Source organism: Paraburkholderia sp. RL18-085-BIA-A (genome assembly GCF_046027075.1).
Classification (GTDB): Bacteria; Pseudomonadota; Gammaproteobacteria; order Burkholderiales; family Burkholderiaceae; genus Paraburkholderia.
The window spans coordinates 84545-100898 of the sequence record NZ_JARESU010000003.1 but is presented as its reverse complement, the minus strand read 5'-3'; the positions used below and the strand labels follow the sequence as shown (position 1 = coordinate 100898).

The following is a 16354-nucleotide window of genomic DNA, read 5'->3' as shown; positions in this document are numbered from 1 at the left end:
TCTCGCACGCCGCTCACTGCACTTCGGGCTGCCGTTGCGGTTTGGCTTTGGCGCGGCGAGGCGCGGGAGGCGAAGCGGCGGCGCTGACGCGTTCGCGCGCTATCGCGCAGTAACTTTCATTGATTTCATAGCCGACGAATTCGCGCTGCTGACGGGCGCAAGCGACTGCGGTTGTACCGCTGCCCATGAACGGGTCGAGCACGCGGCCGCCCTTTGGACAACTGGCCAGCACCATCCGCTCGACGATCTCCAGCGGTTTCTGCGTGGGGTGAGCGACGCGTTCGGCGTGTTGCCGATGCAGCCGCGATACCGACCAGACATCCTTGGGATTATAGCCAAGCTCCAACCACTTGCTGCCTTCGAACAACTTACGCGAACGCGCCTTCTTCGTGACGGCATCGTACGGGATGCGGACGGGATCGAGATCGAAGAAGTAATCCTTCGACACCGCGAAAAAGCCGATGTTGTCATGCACCGAGGTAAATCGGCGCACGGTGCCGCCCATGCTCGGTACGCGCCGGTCCCAGATGATTTCGTTGATCATCGTGAGTTTTGTCTTCAGAAAGCTGAAGATTTCCGGCGAATACTGCCATGTGCAGAAAATGTAGAGCGAACCCGACGGCTTGAGCTTCGGAATAGCCAACTCCAGCCAGCCCCGCGTCCAGACGAGAAAATCCTCGCCTGTTCGCATGTCAGAGTCGTTGCCGTAATCCTTGCCGAGCCCGTAAGGCGGATCGCATACGATCAGGTCGATCGACGCATCGGGAATGTTCGCTACATCGGTCAGAAAATCGCGATTCAACAGCCGAATGCCAGCCGGCACGTGCGGCAGCAACAGTGCAGGTGCCGCGGCCGCCGCTACCTCGGCGGCCGGATTCTGGGTTTCACTCGCGGGCTGCGGCTCGTCGAACTCGTCACGCATCGTCGGGGCGCTCAGAACTGAATGCCCGATCGCTCGGCGACCGTGTGCATGTCCTTGTCGCCTCGGCCCGACAGATTGACCAGCAGGACCTTATCCTTCGGCAGCGTGGGCGCGAGCTTCGCGGCGTAGGCCAGCGCGTGGCTGGACTCAAGCGCTGGAATGATGCCCTCGACGCGGCAGCAATCGTGAAAGGCCTTGAGTGCCTCTTCGTCGGTGATACCGACATATTGCGCGCGATTGTTCTCTTTTAGCCACGCGTGCTCGGGACCGACGCCCGGATAGTCGAGGCCGGCCGATATCGAATGAGTCTCGATGATCTGACCGTTTTCGTCCTGAAGCAGATACGTGCGGTTGCCATGAAGAACGCCCGGGCTGCCGCCGATCAGCGAAGCCGCATGACGGCCGGTTTCGATGCCGTCGCCGGCCGCTTCGACGCCGACCAATTGCACGGAACTGTCGTCGATATACGGATAAAAGATCCCCATTGCGTTCGAACCGCCGCCAACACACGCGATCACGACATCAGGCTGGCGCCCGACCAGTTCCGGCATTTGCACCTTGCATTCATCGCCGATCACGCGCTGGAAGTCTCGCACCATCATCGGGTAAGGATGCGGGCCCGCCACCGTGCCGATGATGTAGAACGTGTTTTCGACGTTGGTCACCCAATCGCGCATGGCTTCGTTCAGTGCGTCTTTCAGCGTGCGCGAGCCGGATTCCACTGGCACCACGGTCGCGCCGAGCAGTTTCATGCGGTAGACGTTAGCGGCCTGGCGTCGCACGTCTTCTGCGCCCATGTAAACCACGCATTCCATCCCGAAACGCGCCGCGATGGTCGCCGTGGCCACGCCGTGCTGGCCAGCGCCGGTTTCCGCGATCACGCGCGGTTTGCCCATGCGCTTGGCGAGCAGTGCCTGGCCGATCACGTTGTTGATCTTGTGCGCGCCAGTGTGATTGAGGTCTTCGCGTTTGAAGAAAACCTGCGCGCCGCCGAGCAGTTCGCTCCAGCGCTGAGCGTGATAAATCGGCGATGGGCGGCCGACGAAATACTTCAACTCGCGCTCATATTCGGCGACGAAGTCGGGATCTTTCTGATATTTCTCGTACGCTTCGCGCAGTTCGTCGAGCGCGTGAACCAGCGTTTCGGCGACGAACACGCCGCCAAATTGGCCGAAATGGCCTCTTTCATCAGGCAAGTTATACATAGTGATCACTCTTCTCAGTGTGGCGCGCGGTTTTCGTGCGAGAAAGCCGCTGGCCTGAATCATTCGGCATCGGCTGCGCGCACCGCGCGCACGAATGCCGCCATCCGGGCGTGATCCTTCACGCCCTTGGCGCCCGCGACTTCGATGCCGCTCGAGACATCGACCGCGTACGGGCGCACGCGATGGATCGCATCACTGACGTTTTGCGCGTTCAACCCACCACTCAAAACGGCCCGACGCGCGAGCTCTGCTGGAATAAGTGACCAATCGAAAACCTTCCCGCCGCCGCCATAGCCTTCGACATGGGTGTCGAACAGAAGACCACTGGCCGCTGAATAGTTAAGTGCCGATTTTACCAAATCGGCCGGTCGAGTGTCCGACGCAATGCGCAACGCACGCAACCAAGGCAAACCCGCAACGCCCGCGAGCGATTCGCATTGCTCGGCGGTCTCGTCGCCGTGAAATTGAAGCAGCGTGAGCCCGACATTGCTCGCCACTTCGCGAACCCATTCCGGCGTCGCGTTGACGAACAGGCCGACCACCGACACGAACGGCGGCACATCGTGCACCAGTTCGACCGCTTGCGCGACGCTGACCGAGCGTGCGCTCGGCGGATAGAACACGAGACCGATCGCGTCGGCGCCGAGGTCGATCGCGTGGGCGACGTCCGCCGGTTTCGACAGTCCGCAAAGTTTGATGCGCGTTCGATGTGGCACCTTGTTCTCCTGCGCGGCAGCGTCGGCCGCTTGGGCCTGGTCTTCGCTTCGTTTCATGTTTCCGGTTGCTCGGTCCATACGGTACTCCACGGCACGCTGCCCGTTTGCGGCGCGGGCACGGCGAATTTCTCAGGATAGCCCACTTGCGCCAGATACAAGCCGTCCGGCATGAAGGTCGGCGCGGCGCATTCCCGGCTGCGGCTCGCGAGCACCTCGGCCAGCCATTCGGGCGGCTGGCGGCCGCGTCCCACTTCGATCAGACAGCCCATCAGGTTGCGCACCATGTGGTGCAGGAACGCATTCGCCCGGAAGCGGAAATGAATGAAGTCGCCCTGCGGCCGAACGTCGATCTGGTACAAGTGCTTCACCGGCGTTTTCGACTGGCATTGCGACGAGCGGAACGCTGAAAAGTCGCGCTCGCCAAGCAGATGGACGACGCAGGCCCGCATCGCGTCGACATCGAGCGGCATATGCACCCAGCCGGCCCGCGTCGCCAGCATCGGCGAGCGCACCGGACTGACGTACAGCACGTAGTAATAGGTCCGCTCGAACGCCGAAAAGCGCGCATGAAAGTCGTCGGGCATCGGCTTGGCCCACTGCACGCCAATCGTCTTCGGCAGAAACGAGTTGGGGCCGCGCACCCAGGAAACATCCAGACGGTCGAGTTCGGTGTCGAAATGCACGACTTGCCCGAGCCCATGCACACCTGCATCCGTGCGGCCCGCCACCACGGTGTGCACGGGCGTCTGCGCGAATTCGCGCAGTGCCCGTTCGAGTTCGTTCTGCACCGTCCTGCCGTGCGGTTGCGCCTGCCAACCGCCGAACGCCGCGCCGTCGTACTGGACGCCTAATGCAATCCGCTTCACGACAACGGCGCCAGCGTCGAGAGCAACGCGCGGGCCTCGGTGCGCGTGGCCGGATCGTCCGCTTCGATCACTTCGTTGATGAGCGCGCGTGCGCCGGACAGATCGCCCAGTTCGATGTACTCGGAGGCCAGATCGAGCTTGTTGCGGGCGATACGGATCAGATCGGTCTGCGTGAACGCCGGCAGCGGTTGGGCCGGGCTCGGCGGCAGTTCGAGGTCGAAGTCGAGGTTCAGCGAGCCGAAGCCGGCCGCGCCCAGGCCCGCGACGGCTGCGTGGCCGGCCGTGCCGGCGGCGATTTCATCGGCGATATGCGGGGCGTCGTCGTCCGATTCGTGCGGCGCGAACGCTTGCTGAGCGGTGGTTTCCGGCGACGCGACCGGCTGCGTCGTCAGAGATGTTGGGGCATGTTCAGTGCCGGCAGGCGACTCGATTCTCGGCGGCAGCGGCATGTCGAGGCTGCTGAACGCGTCGACGGCATCGCGCGGGAATTCACCAGGAAGTGCCGACGCAGGCTGAGCTGGCGTCGACCTTTCGGGGAACGTGCTCGACAACGCGTCGTCGGACGGCTGGACGAACGGGGGAGCCGTGCGCGGCTCGGTGTTTTGCTGCGTGAAATCGATCACCGGTACTGGGGTATTCAGGTGATTCTGCGGCTCGGCTGCCGGTTCTTGTTGCGCGGCCGGCGCGCTCCGCGTCGCCTCGTCATTCGATTGCGGGTGGCGAGCGTGATCGTCCTGTTGCGGGGTTTCGTCGACCGGTTCGAGCGGCGCCAGCGGCAACGCTTCGGCGCCGAGTTCCGCGGCGGCTGCGAGGCTTGCCGCCGTGGTCGCGCCGTTGATGCGCTCTTGATGAGGTGCGGGGAGCGGCTCTGACGGGAAAGCGCTTTCGGCGGGTTCAGGGACTTTCGCGGCTGGTTGCGCTGGTTCGACGTACGCGTGAGACGCGGGAGGTTCTTGCCCGCTTTGTTCGAGTGGCGTGTGTTCTTCGGTGAAAGAGTCTGTGCGAGCTAGGTGTTCTGCGGCTGGCTCGGCCATGGCCTGTTGCGCTGCTGTCTCTGCTGCCGCGCGGTCCGCTGCGGCTTTTTCGGCGGCCGCGCGTTCAGCTACTGACTGCTCGGCTGCCGCACGCTCCGCCGCTGCCAACGCCGCCGCATGGCGCACTGACTCACCGTCATTCGTGCCCGCTACTTCGCTCGCAAGCGTCTGTCCGCGTGTCGCAACGCTGCCCTGCGGGTCGCTTGCCCGCGCCGACGCCGCCATATCGGATTCCGCGGACGTAGCCTCAGCCGCCGCACCAGCCTCACGCTTGCGCCGACGCATGCGCAAAGCCGCGAGCAGCACAACCAACGCCGCGCCAATCGCCGCCGCGATGCTCAATTCCATTTGCGACATGCCGCCACTAGTCGGCGCGGGTACCACCGCAGCCGCGCCATGCCCCGTCCCAGCCGGCCCCGCCGATGACGCACCCGCCACCGGCTTCGCCTCGCCTGTAGGCGCAGTGCCGCTGGTCGCCACCGGCGCACCACCGATGCCATGCTTCTGCAATTCCATCAGCACGCGGTTCTTCAGCGCGAGCAATTGCTGCAAGCTGGAGACCTTCGCACGCGGCTGCGATGCAGGCTGTGCACCAGCTGCCGCCGGAGCCGTTCCGGGGGCTTGCGGCTGAGCGCCAGCGGCAGGCTCGCTCGCCGTCGGTTGAATCGCACCCGACCACTCGTGTACGCCGCTGGCCGAGGACGATGCCGCCGCCTGCGAGCCCGCTGCCGGCGCTGACGAAACCGCGCCGCCTACAGCCGCGCCGGCCGGTGCCGAGCTTGCTTCGGCCGGCGTGCTGGCCGTCCCCGATACCGCAGGGGCAGCCGGCGCAGCAGCATGAGCCGCCGCACTTGCCGCAGCCGCATTGACCTGAGCGGCGGCGCTCGCCGCATCAGCCGCCGCCGCCGTACTCGGCGCAGACGCGCCCGCAGCCGCTTGCACAGCCGCCGAAGAAGCGGCCAAAGCCCCGGAGGCATCCAGCGCCGGCACCGTCAACACCGCTCCAACGCGCAGCCGGCTCGGATCATGGCTCATGAACGCGTTCGGATTCGCATCGAACAATGCGCGCGTCGCGCGTGCGAGCGTCGCCAGATCGTGCGACTGCGTGACCGCAATCGCCACGTCGTTCAATGATTGCCCTGGCCGCACTGTGTATTGACTGCCGGCCGCATATGAAACGGACGCGGCGTCCGGCGCGCTCGCGGCATCGCCGGGCGCGGCAAGCGCGTTGCCCATGCCGGCGCCGGCCAGCGCCAAAGCCAAAGCGGCCACCGGGCGGCCCGTCAAACGGCCCTTATCTTGATGATTGGACATAGCCCGAAGGGATGAGAGTCGAAGGTTCATCGGGACTCCAGGCGCGTCAGCGCGCAGCCCTTTTTTGCGGTTTGAAAGAGTCAAGATAATCGGAGCACACAATGAAAAAAGCGCCGCGCAAGCGCGACGCTTCTTGAGTTTTCTACGCGTCATGAGCGCGTAGTTTACTTTACTTGTCGAGCACAATGCGAAGCATGCGACGCAGCGGTTCAGCCGCGCCCCACAGCAACTGATCGCCGACCGTGAAGGCCGACAGATATTCGCCGCCCATCGCGAGCTTGCGCACCCGGCCGACCGGCACCGTCAGCGTGCCCGTCACCACTGCCGGAGACAAATCGCGCATCGACGCTTCGCGCTCGTTCGGCACGACCTTCACCCAGTCATTGCCCGACGCGAGGATGCTGTTCACCTCGTCGAGCGGCACGTCCTTGTTCAGCTTGATGGTCAGCGCCTGCGAGTGGCAGCGCATCGCGCCGATGCGCACGCACAGACCGTCGACCGGGATCGAACCGGGCGTGCCCATGGCCGGCTTGCCGAGAATCTTGTTGGTTTCAGCGCCGCCCTTCCACTCTTCCTTCGACATGCCGTTGCCGAGGTCCTTGTCGATCCACGGAATCAGCGAGCCGGCGAGCGGCACGCCGAAGTGGTCGGTCGGCATGCGGTCGCTGTTCATCGCGCTCAACACGCGGCGGTCGATGTCGAGAATCGCCGACGACGGATCAGCCAGGTCTTCCTTGGCGGCACCATACAGCGTGCCCATTTGTTGCAGCAGTTCACGCATGTTTTGCGCGCCCGCGCCAGAGGCGGCCTGATACGTCATGGCCGTCATCCAGTCGACGAGGTTTTCGCGGAACAGGCCGCCGAGCGCCATCAGCATCAGGCTGACCGTGCAGTTGCCGCCGATGAAATTCTTCTGGCCCTTGACCAGCGCGTTCTTGATCACGTCGAGGTTGACCGGATCGAGAATGATGACCGCGTCATCCTTCATGCGCAGCGACGAAGCCGCGTCGATCCAGTAACCGTTCCACCCCGCCGCGCGCAGCTTCGGGAATACTTCGTTCGTGTAGTCGCCGCCCTGGCAGGAGATGATCGCTTCGCACTTCTTCAGGTCTTCGATGCTTGTCGCATCTTTGAGCTTGGTCTCGTTTTTGGCGAACGACGGCGCGTTGCCGCCCGCGTTGCTGGTGCTGAAAAACACCGGTTCGATCAAGTCGAAATCGCCTTCCTGTTGCATGCGTTGCATCAGGACGCTGCCGACCATGCCGCGCCAACCTACGAGACCTACGTTCATGACTTCATACCCTTCGAGTGGAAACTTCCCCGCATCTTTGCCCGCAGTGACCGCGCGGGGAAGATGAGCGGGCACGACGGACGATCAGCGTTTCGTGATCGTTTTCGGGGTAATCGTTTTAATGAGCGTTTCGATGGTAATGGCGAACTCAACCGAACGGGCCGTTTTGCCGTGCAGTTTGGAAATCGAGGAGATTTGGGAGATCTGCGCCATCGCTCCAATATACACGAAAACCGGAATCTGGCGACGTCATTCACCGCTGCCGTCCGTATTGCGCGCAAATCGGCCTGTTTCGAGGCCGATTTGCGTTTTAAAGGCCGTTTGACGACCCCATTACCGCGTTGAGTGCAACGCGCTTACAGCGCTGCGACGACCGCGTCGCCCATCGCGGCGGTGCCCACCTGCTTGCAACCCGGCGTGAGAATGTCGCCCGTGCGATAGCCTTGCTCGAGCACCTTCTTCACCGCGCTTTCGATGCGATCGGCCTGCTCCGCCTTGTTCAGCGAATAGCGCAGCATCATCGCCGCCGACAGGATGGTAGCCAGCGGATTGGCCACGCCCTTGCCGGCGATATCCGGCGCGGAGCCGTGTGACGGCTCATACAAGCCCTTGTTATTCTTGTCGAGCGACGCCGACGGCAGCATGCCGATCGAGCCCGTCAGCATGGCCGCCTCGTCCGACAGAATGTCGCCGAACATATTGCCGGTGACGATCACGTCGAACGACTTCGGCGCCTTTACCAGCTGCATCGCGGCGTTGTCGACGTACATGTGCGACAGCTCGACGTCCGCGTATTCCTTCGACACGTCGATCATCACGTCTTTCCAGAACTGCGACGTTTCGAGCACGTTGGCTTTATCCACCGAGGTCAGCTTCTTGCCGCGCTTTTGCGCTGCCTGGAAGGCGACGTGCGCGATACGGCGCACTTCCGGTTCCGAATAACGCATTGTGTCGAAGCCTTCCTTCGCGCCGGCGAACAGCCCGTCCGGCGCTTCGCGCACGCCGCGCGGCGCGCCGAAGTAGATGTCGCCGTTCAGTTCGCGCACGATCAGGATGTCGAGACCCGAGACGATCTCCTCCTTCAACGACGACGCGCCGGTGAGCTGCGGATAGCAGATTGCCGGACGGAAGTTCGCAAACAGCTCCAGGTGCTTGCGCAGGCCAAGAATCGCCTGCTCCGGACGCAGCGCGCGTTCGAGCTTGTCGTACTTCCAGTCACCGACGGCGCCGAACAGAATAGCGTCGGCTTCTTTCGCCAGCGCCAGCGTTGAATCGGGCAGCGGGTGGCCCTTCGCTTCGTAGCCCGCGCCGCCAACCGGCGCTTCTTCGAGTTCGAACTTTTCGCCGAGCACGTTCAGGACCTTCACGGCTTCCTTGACGATTTCGGGACCGATGCCGTCGCCCGGCAACACTGCGATCTTCATGCCAATTCCTTGATGATTTTCTTCGAGACTGTTGAGCGCGAATCAGCGCGCGGGCCGTAGGCCCTCACGCGCTTATCCGACGATGCGGTGATTCAGCCACGGCTGCTTCGCGATGCGCTCCGCTTCGAACTGGCGAATCTTGTCCGCGTGACGCAGCGTCAGGCCGATATCGTCGAAACCGTTCAGCAGGCAGTACTTGCGGAACCCGGCGACCTCAAACGGATATTCGACGCTGCCGTCCGACGTGCGCACGACTTGCGCTTCCAGGTCGACGGTCAGCTCGAAGCCGTTGAACGCATACGTTTCATTGAACAGGTGATCGACTTGCTGTTCGGTCAGCACGATCGGCAGCAGGCCGTTCTTGAAGCAGTTGTTGTAGAAGATGTCGGCGAAGCTCGGCGCGATCAGCGCGCGAAAGCCGTATTGCTGCAACGCCCACGGCGCGTGCTCACGCGAGCTGCCGCAGCCGAAGTTCTTGCGCGCCAGCAGCACCGATGCGCCCTGGTAACGCGGCTGATTCAGCACGAAATCCGGATTCAGCGGACGCTTCGAGTTGTCCTGGCCCGGTTCGCCGTGGTCGAGGTAACGCCACTCGTCGAACGCGTTCGGACCGAAGCCCGTGCGCTTGATCGACTTCAGGAATTGTTTCGGAATGATCGCGTCCGTGTCGACGTTGTCGCGATCGAGCGGCGCCACGACGCCGGTGTGTACGATGAATTTATCCATGACGCTTGCGCCTGTTTCAAGACCGGGCAACGCGGGCGGCGGCCGGAAAGCCGCTCGCCGCATCGCCGGCAACAATCAAAAACCGCTTATTTCTCAGCGTGATTGCTGATCGAATTGCCGAGGTGAGACATGTCCTGGCCGAATCCGTGCACCGTGTTGCAGCCGGCCAGACCGAGCAATAGCCCGGCCAGCGTACCGAGTGCAAAGCGGCGCAATAGAGTGGTGCGATTCATGTTCTTCATCATGCGATTTATCCAAGCTTGCGAATGTCGACGAAATGCCCTTCGATCGCCGCAGCCGCGGCCATCGCGGGGCTCACGAGGTGGGTGCGGCCACCGGCGCCCTGACGACCTTCGAAATTACGGTTCGACGTGGACGCGCAACGCTCGCCCGGATCCAACCGGTCGGCGTTCATCGCGAGACACATCGAGCAGCCCGGCTCGCGCCATTCGAAACCGGCGTCGGTAAAGACCTTGTCGAGGCCTTCGCGCTCGGCCTGCGCCTTCACGAGGCCCGAACCCGGCACCACCATCGCCAGACGGATGTTCGGCGCGACGCGGCGGCCCAGTTTCCTCACCACGTAAGCCGCGGCGCGAATGTCTTCAATGCGCGCGTTGGTGCACGACCCAATGAAGATTTTATCCGGCTTGATCGATTCGATCGGCGCATTCGGTTCGAGCGCCATGTACTTCAGCGCGCGCTCCATCGCATCGCGCTTGACCGGGTCCTTTTCGCGTTCCGGGTCCGGCACGCGGCCGTCCACGGCCGTGACCATTTCCGGCGACGTGCCCCACGTGACTTGCGGCACGATTTCCGCGGCGTTCAGTTCGACCACGCGATCGAATTGCGCACCGTCGTCCGACTTGAACTGCTTCCAGTACTCGACCGCGTGATCCCACTCCACACCCTGCGGCGAGAACGGGCGGCCCTTCAGGTATTCGACGGTGGTGTCGTCGACCGCGACCATGCCGGCGCGCGCGCCTGCTTCGATCGCCATGTTGCAGACCGTCATGCGGCCTTCCATCGACAACGCGCGGAGCGTCGATCCGCCGAACTCGATTGCGTAGCCGGTGCCACCCGCCGTGCCGATCTTGCCGATGATCGCAAGCACGATGTCTTTCGCGGTGCAGCCGCGCGGCAACTGGCCTTCGACCTTGATCAGCATGTTCTTGCTTTTCTTCTGCAAGAGCGTTTGCGTGGCCAGCACGTGCTCCACTTCCGACGTGCCGATGCCATGCGCCAGCGCGCCGAACGCACCGTGCGTGGACGTGTGCGAGTCACCGCAGACGATCGTCATGCCCGGCAGCGTGGCGCCCTGCTCCGGCCCGATGATGTGCACGATGCCCTGACGCATGTCGTTCATCTTGAACTGCGTAATGCCGTAGGCGTCGCAGTTCGAATCGAGGGTGTCGACTTGCAGCCTCGACACCGGGTCGGCGATGCCGTGCGTGCGGTCCGTGGTCGGGACGTTGTGGTCCGAGACAGCCAGGTTCGCGCTGATGCGCCAGACCGGCCGCTTGCCCAGCTTCAGGCCTTCGAACGCCTGCGGGCTGGTCACTTCGTGCAGCAGTTGACGGTCGATATAGAGAATCGTCGTGCCGTCTTCTTCCGTGTGGACCACGTGCGTGTTCCACAATTTGTCGTAGAGAGTCTGTGCCATGGTGTATGCGGGGTAGTAATGACTGCGGGCTGACTGTGTCGGTCGATTATGCCACGCAGCGCTCCGCCGTGGGCCCTTCAATCGGCTAAAAAACCGATAAAAAACATAGAGTTGGGTGGTAGTGCCGATACCTGTATCGACGTTACCCGGAAACGGTGCGCGTGGCGGCGGCGTCGTGCGCCGTCACGCGCACGCATGTTCAACGTGAGAGATCGAAGCCGAGTTGCGCACGCCCCAGCGGCGTCAAATCGCTCTCCTGAGCGCGGCCGATGAAGTCCGTCTCGAAGTGATCGGCGGGGAAATCAGGCGGGCTTTCGCCGCGCAGGAAGCTCGGCAACTGGCGCTTCAAATACGCGTCGTTTTTCGCGCACCACGGCGCGGACGAGATGTACATCACATTGCTGTAGCCGCTGCCACGATGCGCATCCTCGACCGAATGCACGACATCGCAGTGCCAGAACACAGCGTCGCCTGGCTGCATCTGCGGGATGGGCGTGACCGCTTCGAGCAACAGGCCGTGCCAGGCCGGCTGGATCGACAGCGCGCGGGCCGGTTGCGCGCCGCAGAGGTCGTCGTCGGGAACGTCGTCCTGCAGCGCCCGCAGAATCACGTAGGCCATTGCGTTGGCGATCGGGATCAACTGCAAGGTGCCGTCGCCCGGGCCTTGTGGCGTCAGCGCGGTCCAGCCCTGGAAGGTGCGGAACATCGAACACACCGCCGGCGATGGAATCTCCTGCACGTCGGGGCGGTGAGCAGCATCGAACGGATCGTACGCGCGCCAGTTGCCCGACAACACATGCCGGTACACCTTCTGAAAATTCGGATCGAGCCAGCGCTCGACGGAGCCGCCATCGACATGCGGCGACAGACCCAACGACTCCGAGCCCGGCGGCCGGCGACGAATTCGGTCCGCGTAGACGGGCACGCGGTCGGGATCGAAGTGCCGCTTGCCGTCGCTCTCCGAGGTCCACAGGCGGTTCAGAAACACGCGCGTGTTCGCCAGTTGCTCGGACTGGCGCGCGGCGGTCTGCGGCTTCGACCAGTAGACGCCGTAAATCTGCGGCTTGCTCGACGACAGGTTGCCGAAGTATTTGTCCTCGGCACGATGCGCGAGCTTGTCGTCGAGGTTGTTACGCCGCACGTAATCGGCGATTTCGTTGTTCCAGTCGCTCGCCTGCTGCCGGTCGAAGACGCCGCGCACCACGCACGCGCCGCGCGTTTTGATGCCGGCGATCGTGCGCGGATCGACCTCGCCGGAAACAATCGACGCGTAGTCGAGCACGGGAATCGCATCGCGTCCTTGCTCGCGGTCGCGGCGAATCGCGTCGACCTGCTGGCGGATCGCGTCTTCGACTTCGTTGAAGACTTCGGTGTAGTTGGGCAATGCGGCGCGCAATGCGCGTTTGGTAGCGCGAACTGCCTCGGGAATGTCGTCGATGACGAGGGGCATGATGCTGTCTCCTTGGATTCTGTATGGGCCTGACCTGCGCTCAGAGTACGGGGCTTCGACGCGCTAAACGCATCTTTTCCGGCCAATTACCGATACAATTTGGACATTCGTCGCCATATCTTCCATGCGGCCAGGGTGCGTCCTGTGAAACCTCAATACGAACGCGTCACCATTCCCGATGGCTGCTCGATTCGCGTCTACCATCGGCAACTCGCGCAGATCCCGTTCGAATGGCACCACCATCCCGAATACGAACTCACGCTGACGATGAACAGCCGTGGCCGCCGCTTCATTGGCGACCATATCGCCGATTATTGCGGCGACGATCTCGTGCTCGTGCCGCCAGACATGCCGCACACGTGGGCGTCCACGGAGCCAATCGACGCGCGAGAGCCGCAGGTGGCGATCGTGGTCTGGTTCAGCGGCGATTGGGCGCGACGGATGGCTGATTGCTGCCCGGAATTCGCCGCGCTGCGCACGCTGCTCAGGCGCGGCGCGCCGGGGCTCCGGTTCGCGAACGAAGCCGCGACGATGATGCGCGGGCAGAGGGACGCGTTGCTGGATGAGTCGCCGCGTGTGCGGCTGGGTGCTGTGCTGGAGGTGCTCGCGTTTCTTGCTGAGGCGGAATCGGAGCCGCTGGCGTCGCCGGCTGCGCATCGGCGCACGGGCGTTCATGATGCTCGGCGAGGTGGGGCAGTGCAGACGGTGCCCGGTACGTCGTCTACCCCTTCAGCTCCATCACCGCTCGCATCGCAACGAGTCACCGGCGCGCCAACTGTCACGCCGGGCAGAAGCGCATCGGAAGCCGAGCGTCTGAATCGCGTGCTCGATCTGCTCGACCGGCGTTTCCACGAACCGCTGCGCGTCGCCGAACTATGTGACGTGGCTAACCTCTCGGAGCGCTCCTTGCACCGCTACTTCTTGCGGCACGTGGGCGAAAGTGTCGGACGCTATCTGAGCCGGCTGCGCATCGGCTATGCAGCGCGGCAATTGACGGGCACAGGCTGGCCCATCGCGCTGATCGCCACGAAGGCCGGCTTTCCAAACCTCGCCAATTTCAATCGACAGTTCCTGTCGGCGCGCGGCATGACGCCGAGTGCCTATCGCCGCCATTTCGAAACACACGGCCATGCACCAAAGGATGCGGCCGCCGCGCCGCTCAATCTGGAGACGCGCCCGCCTTCGCTCGAACGGCCGCGACGGCGAACTCGCCAGGCGCGCACGCCTGGCTGATGCGTGGGCGCCGCAACGCCACAGCACATGCCGCGCCGCGTCGCAAAAACAAAACGCCCCAACGGTAAAGCCCGTTGAGGCGTTTCCTATCAGTGCAGACTCCACGCGCGTTCGCAACAAACCAACCGCTACGAACTACGCAGACTCAATCTCGATCAACGTTGCGCGATCGGCTTCGCTTCACGTTGCGTCTCGCCAATGAACAACTGACGCGGGCGCCCGATCTTCTGTTCAGGATCGGCAATCATTTCGTTCCACTGCGCAATCCAGCCGACCGTACGCGCCATCGCGAAGATACACGTGAACATCGACGTCGGGATGCCCAGTGCGCGCTGCACGATGCCCGAGTAAAAGTCGACGTTCGGGTACAGCTTGCGCGACACGAAGTATTCGTCTTCCAGTGCGATCTTTTCCAGCGCCATTGCCAGCTTGAACAGCGGGTCGTCGTGCAGGCCCAGCTCTTCCAGCACTTCGTGGCAGGTTTCGCGCATCAGCTTCGCGCGCGGATCGTAGTTCTTGTACACGCGGTGGCCGAAACCCATCAGCTTCACGCCCGAGTTCTTGTCCTTCACCTGCCTGATGAACTCAGGAATGTTGTCGACCGAGCCGATTTCTTCCAGCATGTTCAGCGCGGCTTCGTTCGCGCCGCCGTGCGCCGGACCCCACAGACAGGCGATACCCGCTGCGATACACGCAAACGGATTCGCACCCGACGAACCCGCGAGACGCACGGTCGAGGTCGACGCGTTCTGCTCGTGGTCAGCGTGCAGGATCAGGATACGGTCGAGCGCGCGCACCAGCACGTCGTTGACTTGATACTCTTCGCACGGGTTCGAGAACATCATGCGCATGAAGTTCGCGCTGTACGACAGGTCGTTCTTCGGATAAACGAACGGCTGGCCGATGCTGTACTTGTACGCCATCGCGACAAGCGTCGGCAGCTTCGCGATCATGCGGATCGCCGACACGTCACGGTGACGCGGATTGTTGATGTCGAGCGAGTCGTGATAGAACGCCGACAGCGCGCCGACTGCGGCGACCAGAATCGCCATCGGGTGCGCATCGCGACGGAAGCCGCGGAAGAAGAACTGCATCTGCTCGTGCACCATCGTGTGCTTGGTGACGGTGTTGACGAACTCTTCTTTCTGCTTTGCGTTGGGCAGTTCGCCCTTCAGCAGCAGATAGCAGCTTTCGAGGAAGTCGGCGTTTTCGGCCAGGTTGTCGATCGGGTAGCCGCGGTACAGCAGCTCGCCCTTGTCGCCGTCAATGTAGGTGATCGCCGAATTGCACGCCGCCGTCGACATGAAGCCCGGGTCGTACGTGAACTTGCCGGTCTGGCCGTAAAGTTTACGAATGTCGATCACATCCGGGCCGAGTGTGCCCTTGTAAATCGGCATTTCAACGCTCGGCGAATTGTCGCTGAACGATAGCGTGGCTTTAACATCTGACGGGGTCATAGCACATCCTCAATCGAAGTATGGATACAGGTTTTCGATAATTGCACGCCCGGGACAACGGACTGGCTGCGCTTAAGCGTTGCGCAGCAGCTCCAGCACCCGGATCACATCCGGGTCGGCAAGCTCGCCTTCCGGTTCCTTGCGCACCAGCAGCAAGTCCATCAGGTCGTTATCGCTCAGCTCGAGCAGGCGCGTGAGTGCGCCCACATCGGCATCGCTGAGGTCATGCTCATATCGGCCGAAAAAACGTTCAAAGATCAGATCGTTTTCCAGCAGGCCCCGCCGCGCACGCCAGCGAAGGCGCGCGCGGCGGAGAGGGTCGGACTGATGCGATATTTCGTCCATCTCAGACAGCGCGGCGAACCATCAATTCCTTGATCTTGCCAATCGCCTTGGTCGGGTTCAGGCCCTTCGGGCAAACGTCGACGCAATTCATGATGGTGTGGCAACGGAACAGACGATACGGATCTTCCAGGTTGTCGAGGCGTTCACCCGTCGCTTCGTCGCGGCTGTCCGCGATGAAACGGTAGGCTTGCAATAGACCTGCCGGGCCGACGAACTTATCCGGATTCCACCAGAAGCTTGGGCACGAGGTCGAGCAGCTAGCGCACAGAATACATTCGTAGAGGCCATCCAACTCGTCGCGTTCTTCCGGCGACTGCAGGCGTTCCTTTTCCGGCGGCGGCGTATCGTTGATCAGGTACGGCTTGATCGAGTGATACTGGTTGAAGAACTGCGTGAAGTCGCAGATCAGGTCGCGCACGACCGGCAGGCCCGGCAGCGGACGCAGCACGATCTTTTGCGGCAGGTCGTTCATGTTCTGCAAGCAGGCCAGACCGTTCTTGCCGTTGATGTTCATCGCATCCGAACCGCAAACGCCTTCGCGGCACGAACGGCGGAACGACAAGGTCTCGTCCATTGCCTTCAGCTTGATCAACGCGTCGAGCAGCATGCGTTCGTGCGAGTCGATTTCGATCTCATACGTTTGCATGCGGGGAGCCGCATCCTTATCCGGGTCGTAGCGGTAAATTTCAAATGTACGCTTTGCCATTTCTG

At 62.8% G+C, this 16354-nt stretch carries 16 protein-coding genes; 2 read left to right on the top strand and 14 right to left on the bottom strand.

The genetic code is table 11. The features are described 5' to 3' along the window. Nucleotides 1–13: 13 nt before the first annotated feature. From P0D89_RS02970 to asd, 6 genes are all read right to left on the bottom strand, one after another. Nucleotides 14–922 (bottom strand): DNA-methyltransferase, encoded by a 909-nt coding sequence (locus tag P0D89_RS02970; protein ID WP_408358298.1) that lies wholly within the window; start codon nt 920–922, stop codon nt 14–16. An 11-nt stretch (nt 923–933) separates the two neighbouring features. Beyond that, a complete protein-coding gene (gene trpB, locus P0D89_RS02965; protein ID WP_408376074.1) occupies nt 934–2127 on the bottom strand; it encodes a tryptophan synthase subunit beta in 1194 nt (397 codons plus the stop codon). 59 nt (nt 2128–2186) lie between these two features. Continuing rightward, nucleotides 2187–2900 carry a phosphoribosylanthranilate isomerase gene (locus P0D89_RS02960; RefSeq protein ID WP_408358300.1) on the bottom strand — a complete coding sequence of 238 codons (714 nt, stop codon included), beginning with the start codon at nt 2898–2900 and terminating at the stop codon, nt 2187–2189. Beyond that, nucleotides 2897–3709 (bottom strand): tRNA pseudouridine(38-40) synthase TruA, encoded by an 813-nt coding sequence (gene truA / locus P0D89_RS02955; RefSeq protein ID WP_408358301.1) that lies wholly within the window; start codon nt 3707–3709, stop codon nt 2897–2899. The genes P0D89_RS02960 and truA overlap by 4 nt, the downstream gene beginning before the upstream one ends. Further along, nucleotides 3706–6087, bottom strand: a complete 2382-nt coding sequence (locus P0D89_RS02950) for a FimV/HubP family polar landmark protein (protein WP_408376073.1) — start codon at nt 6085–6087, stop codon at nt 3706–3708. The genes truA and P0D89_RS02950 overlap by 4 nt, the downstream gene beginning before the upstream one ends. A gap of 139 nt (nt 6088–6226) precedes the next feature. Then, on the bottom strand, nt 6227–7348 hold the full coding sequence (gene asd, locus P0D89_RS02945; protein WP_323047661.1) for an aspartate-semialdehyde dehydrogenase: 1122 nt from the start codon (nt 7346–7348) through the stop codon (nt 6227–6229). A gap of 63 nt (nt 7349–7411) precedes the next feature. Between asd and P0D89_RS02940 the strand changes: the two genes are divergently transcribed. Continuing rightward, the gene (locus tag P0D89_RS02940; RefSeq protein WP_408358303.1) at nt 7412–7693 is read left to right on the top strand and encodes a hypothetical protein; all 282 of its coding nucleotides are present in this window, start codon (nt 7412–7414) and stop codon (nt 7691–7693) included. Nucleotides 7694–7704: 11 nt separating this feature from the next. Here P0D89_RS02940 and leuB read toward each other — a convergent pair whose 3' ends face one another. The 5 genes from leuB to P0D89_RS02915 all read right to left on the bottom strand — a co-directional run bounded on the left by leuB (nt 7705) and on the right by P0D89_RS02915 (nt 12608). Next, on the bottom strand, nt 7705–8772 hold the full coding sequence (gene leuB, locus P0D89_RS02935; protein WP_408358304.1) for a 3-isopropylmalate dehydrogenase: 1068 nt from the start codon (nt 8770–8772) through the stop codon (nt 7705–7707). 72 nt (nt 8773–8844) lie between these two features. Then, complete coding sequence (gene leuD, locus P0D89_RS02930) at nt 8845–9498, bottom strand: 3-isopropylmalate dehydratase small subunit (RefSeq protein WP_408358305.1); 654 nt, start codon at nt 9496–9498, stop codon at nt 8845–8847. 86 nt (nt 9499–9584) lie between these two features. After that, nucleotides 9585–9743 (bottom strand): entericidin A/B family lipoprotein, encoded by a 159-nt coding sequence (locus P0D89_RS02925; protein WP_006047595.1) that lies wholly within the window; start codon nt 9741–9743, stop codon nt 9585–9587. A 5-nt stretch (nt 9744–9748) separates the two neighbouring features. Continuing rightward, nucleotides 9749–11158, bottom strand: a complete 1410-nt coding sequence (leuC, locus tag P0D89_RS02920; protein ID WP_408358306.1) for a 3-isopropylmalate dehydratase large subunit — start codon at nt 11156–11158, stop codon at nt 9749–9751. 199 nt (nt 11159–11357) lie between these two features. Next, nucleotides 11358–12608 carry a DUF1479 domain-containing protein gene (locus P0D89_RS02915; protein WP_408358307.1) on the bottom strand — a complete coding sequence of 417 codons (1251 nt, stop codon included), beginning with the start codon at nt 12606–12608 and terminating at the stop codon, nt 11358–11360. A 144-nt stretch (nt 12609–12752) separates the two neighbouring features. On the opposite strand from P0D89_RS02915, the gene P0D89_RS02910 reads away from it, so the two are divergent. Continuing rightward, complete coding sequence (locus P0D89_RS02910; RefSeq protein ID WP_408358308.1) at nt 12753–13841, top strand: helix-turn-helix domain-containing protein; 1089 nt, start codon at nt 12753–12755, stop codon at nt 13839–13841. A gap of 155 nt (nt 13842–13996) precedes the next feature. Here P0D89_RS02910 and gltA read toward each other — a convergent pair whose 3' ends face one another. The 3 genes from gltA to P0D89_RS02895 form a co-directional block, all read right to left on the bottom strand. After that, nucleotides 13997–15298 carry a citrate synthase gene (gene gltA, locus P0D89_RS02905; protein ID WP_408358309.1) on the bottom strand — a complete coding sequence of 434 codons (1302 nt, stop codon included), beginning with the start codon at nt 15296–15298 and terminating at the stop codon, nt 13997–13999. A 72-nt stretch (nt 15299–15370) separates the two neighbouring features. Then, nucleotides 15371–15643 carry an FAD assembly factor SdhE gene (locus tag P0D89_RS02900; RefSeq protein ID WP_408358310.1) on the bottom strand — a complete coding sequence of 91 codons (273 nt, stop codon included), beginning with the start codon at nt 15641–15643 and terminating at the stop codon, nt 15371–15373. Between the two features lies 1 nt (nt 15644). Continuing rightward, complete coding sequence (locus tag P0D89_RS02895) at nt 15645–16349, bottom strand: succinate dehydrogenase iron-sulfur subunit (RefSeq protein ID WP_408358311.1); 705 nt, start codon at nt 16347–16349, stop codon at nt 15645–15647. Between the last annotated feature and the right edge of the window lie 5 nt (nt 16350–16354).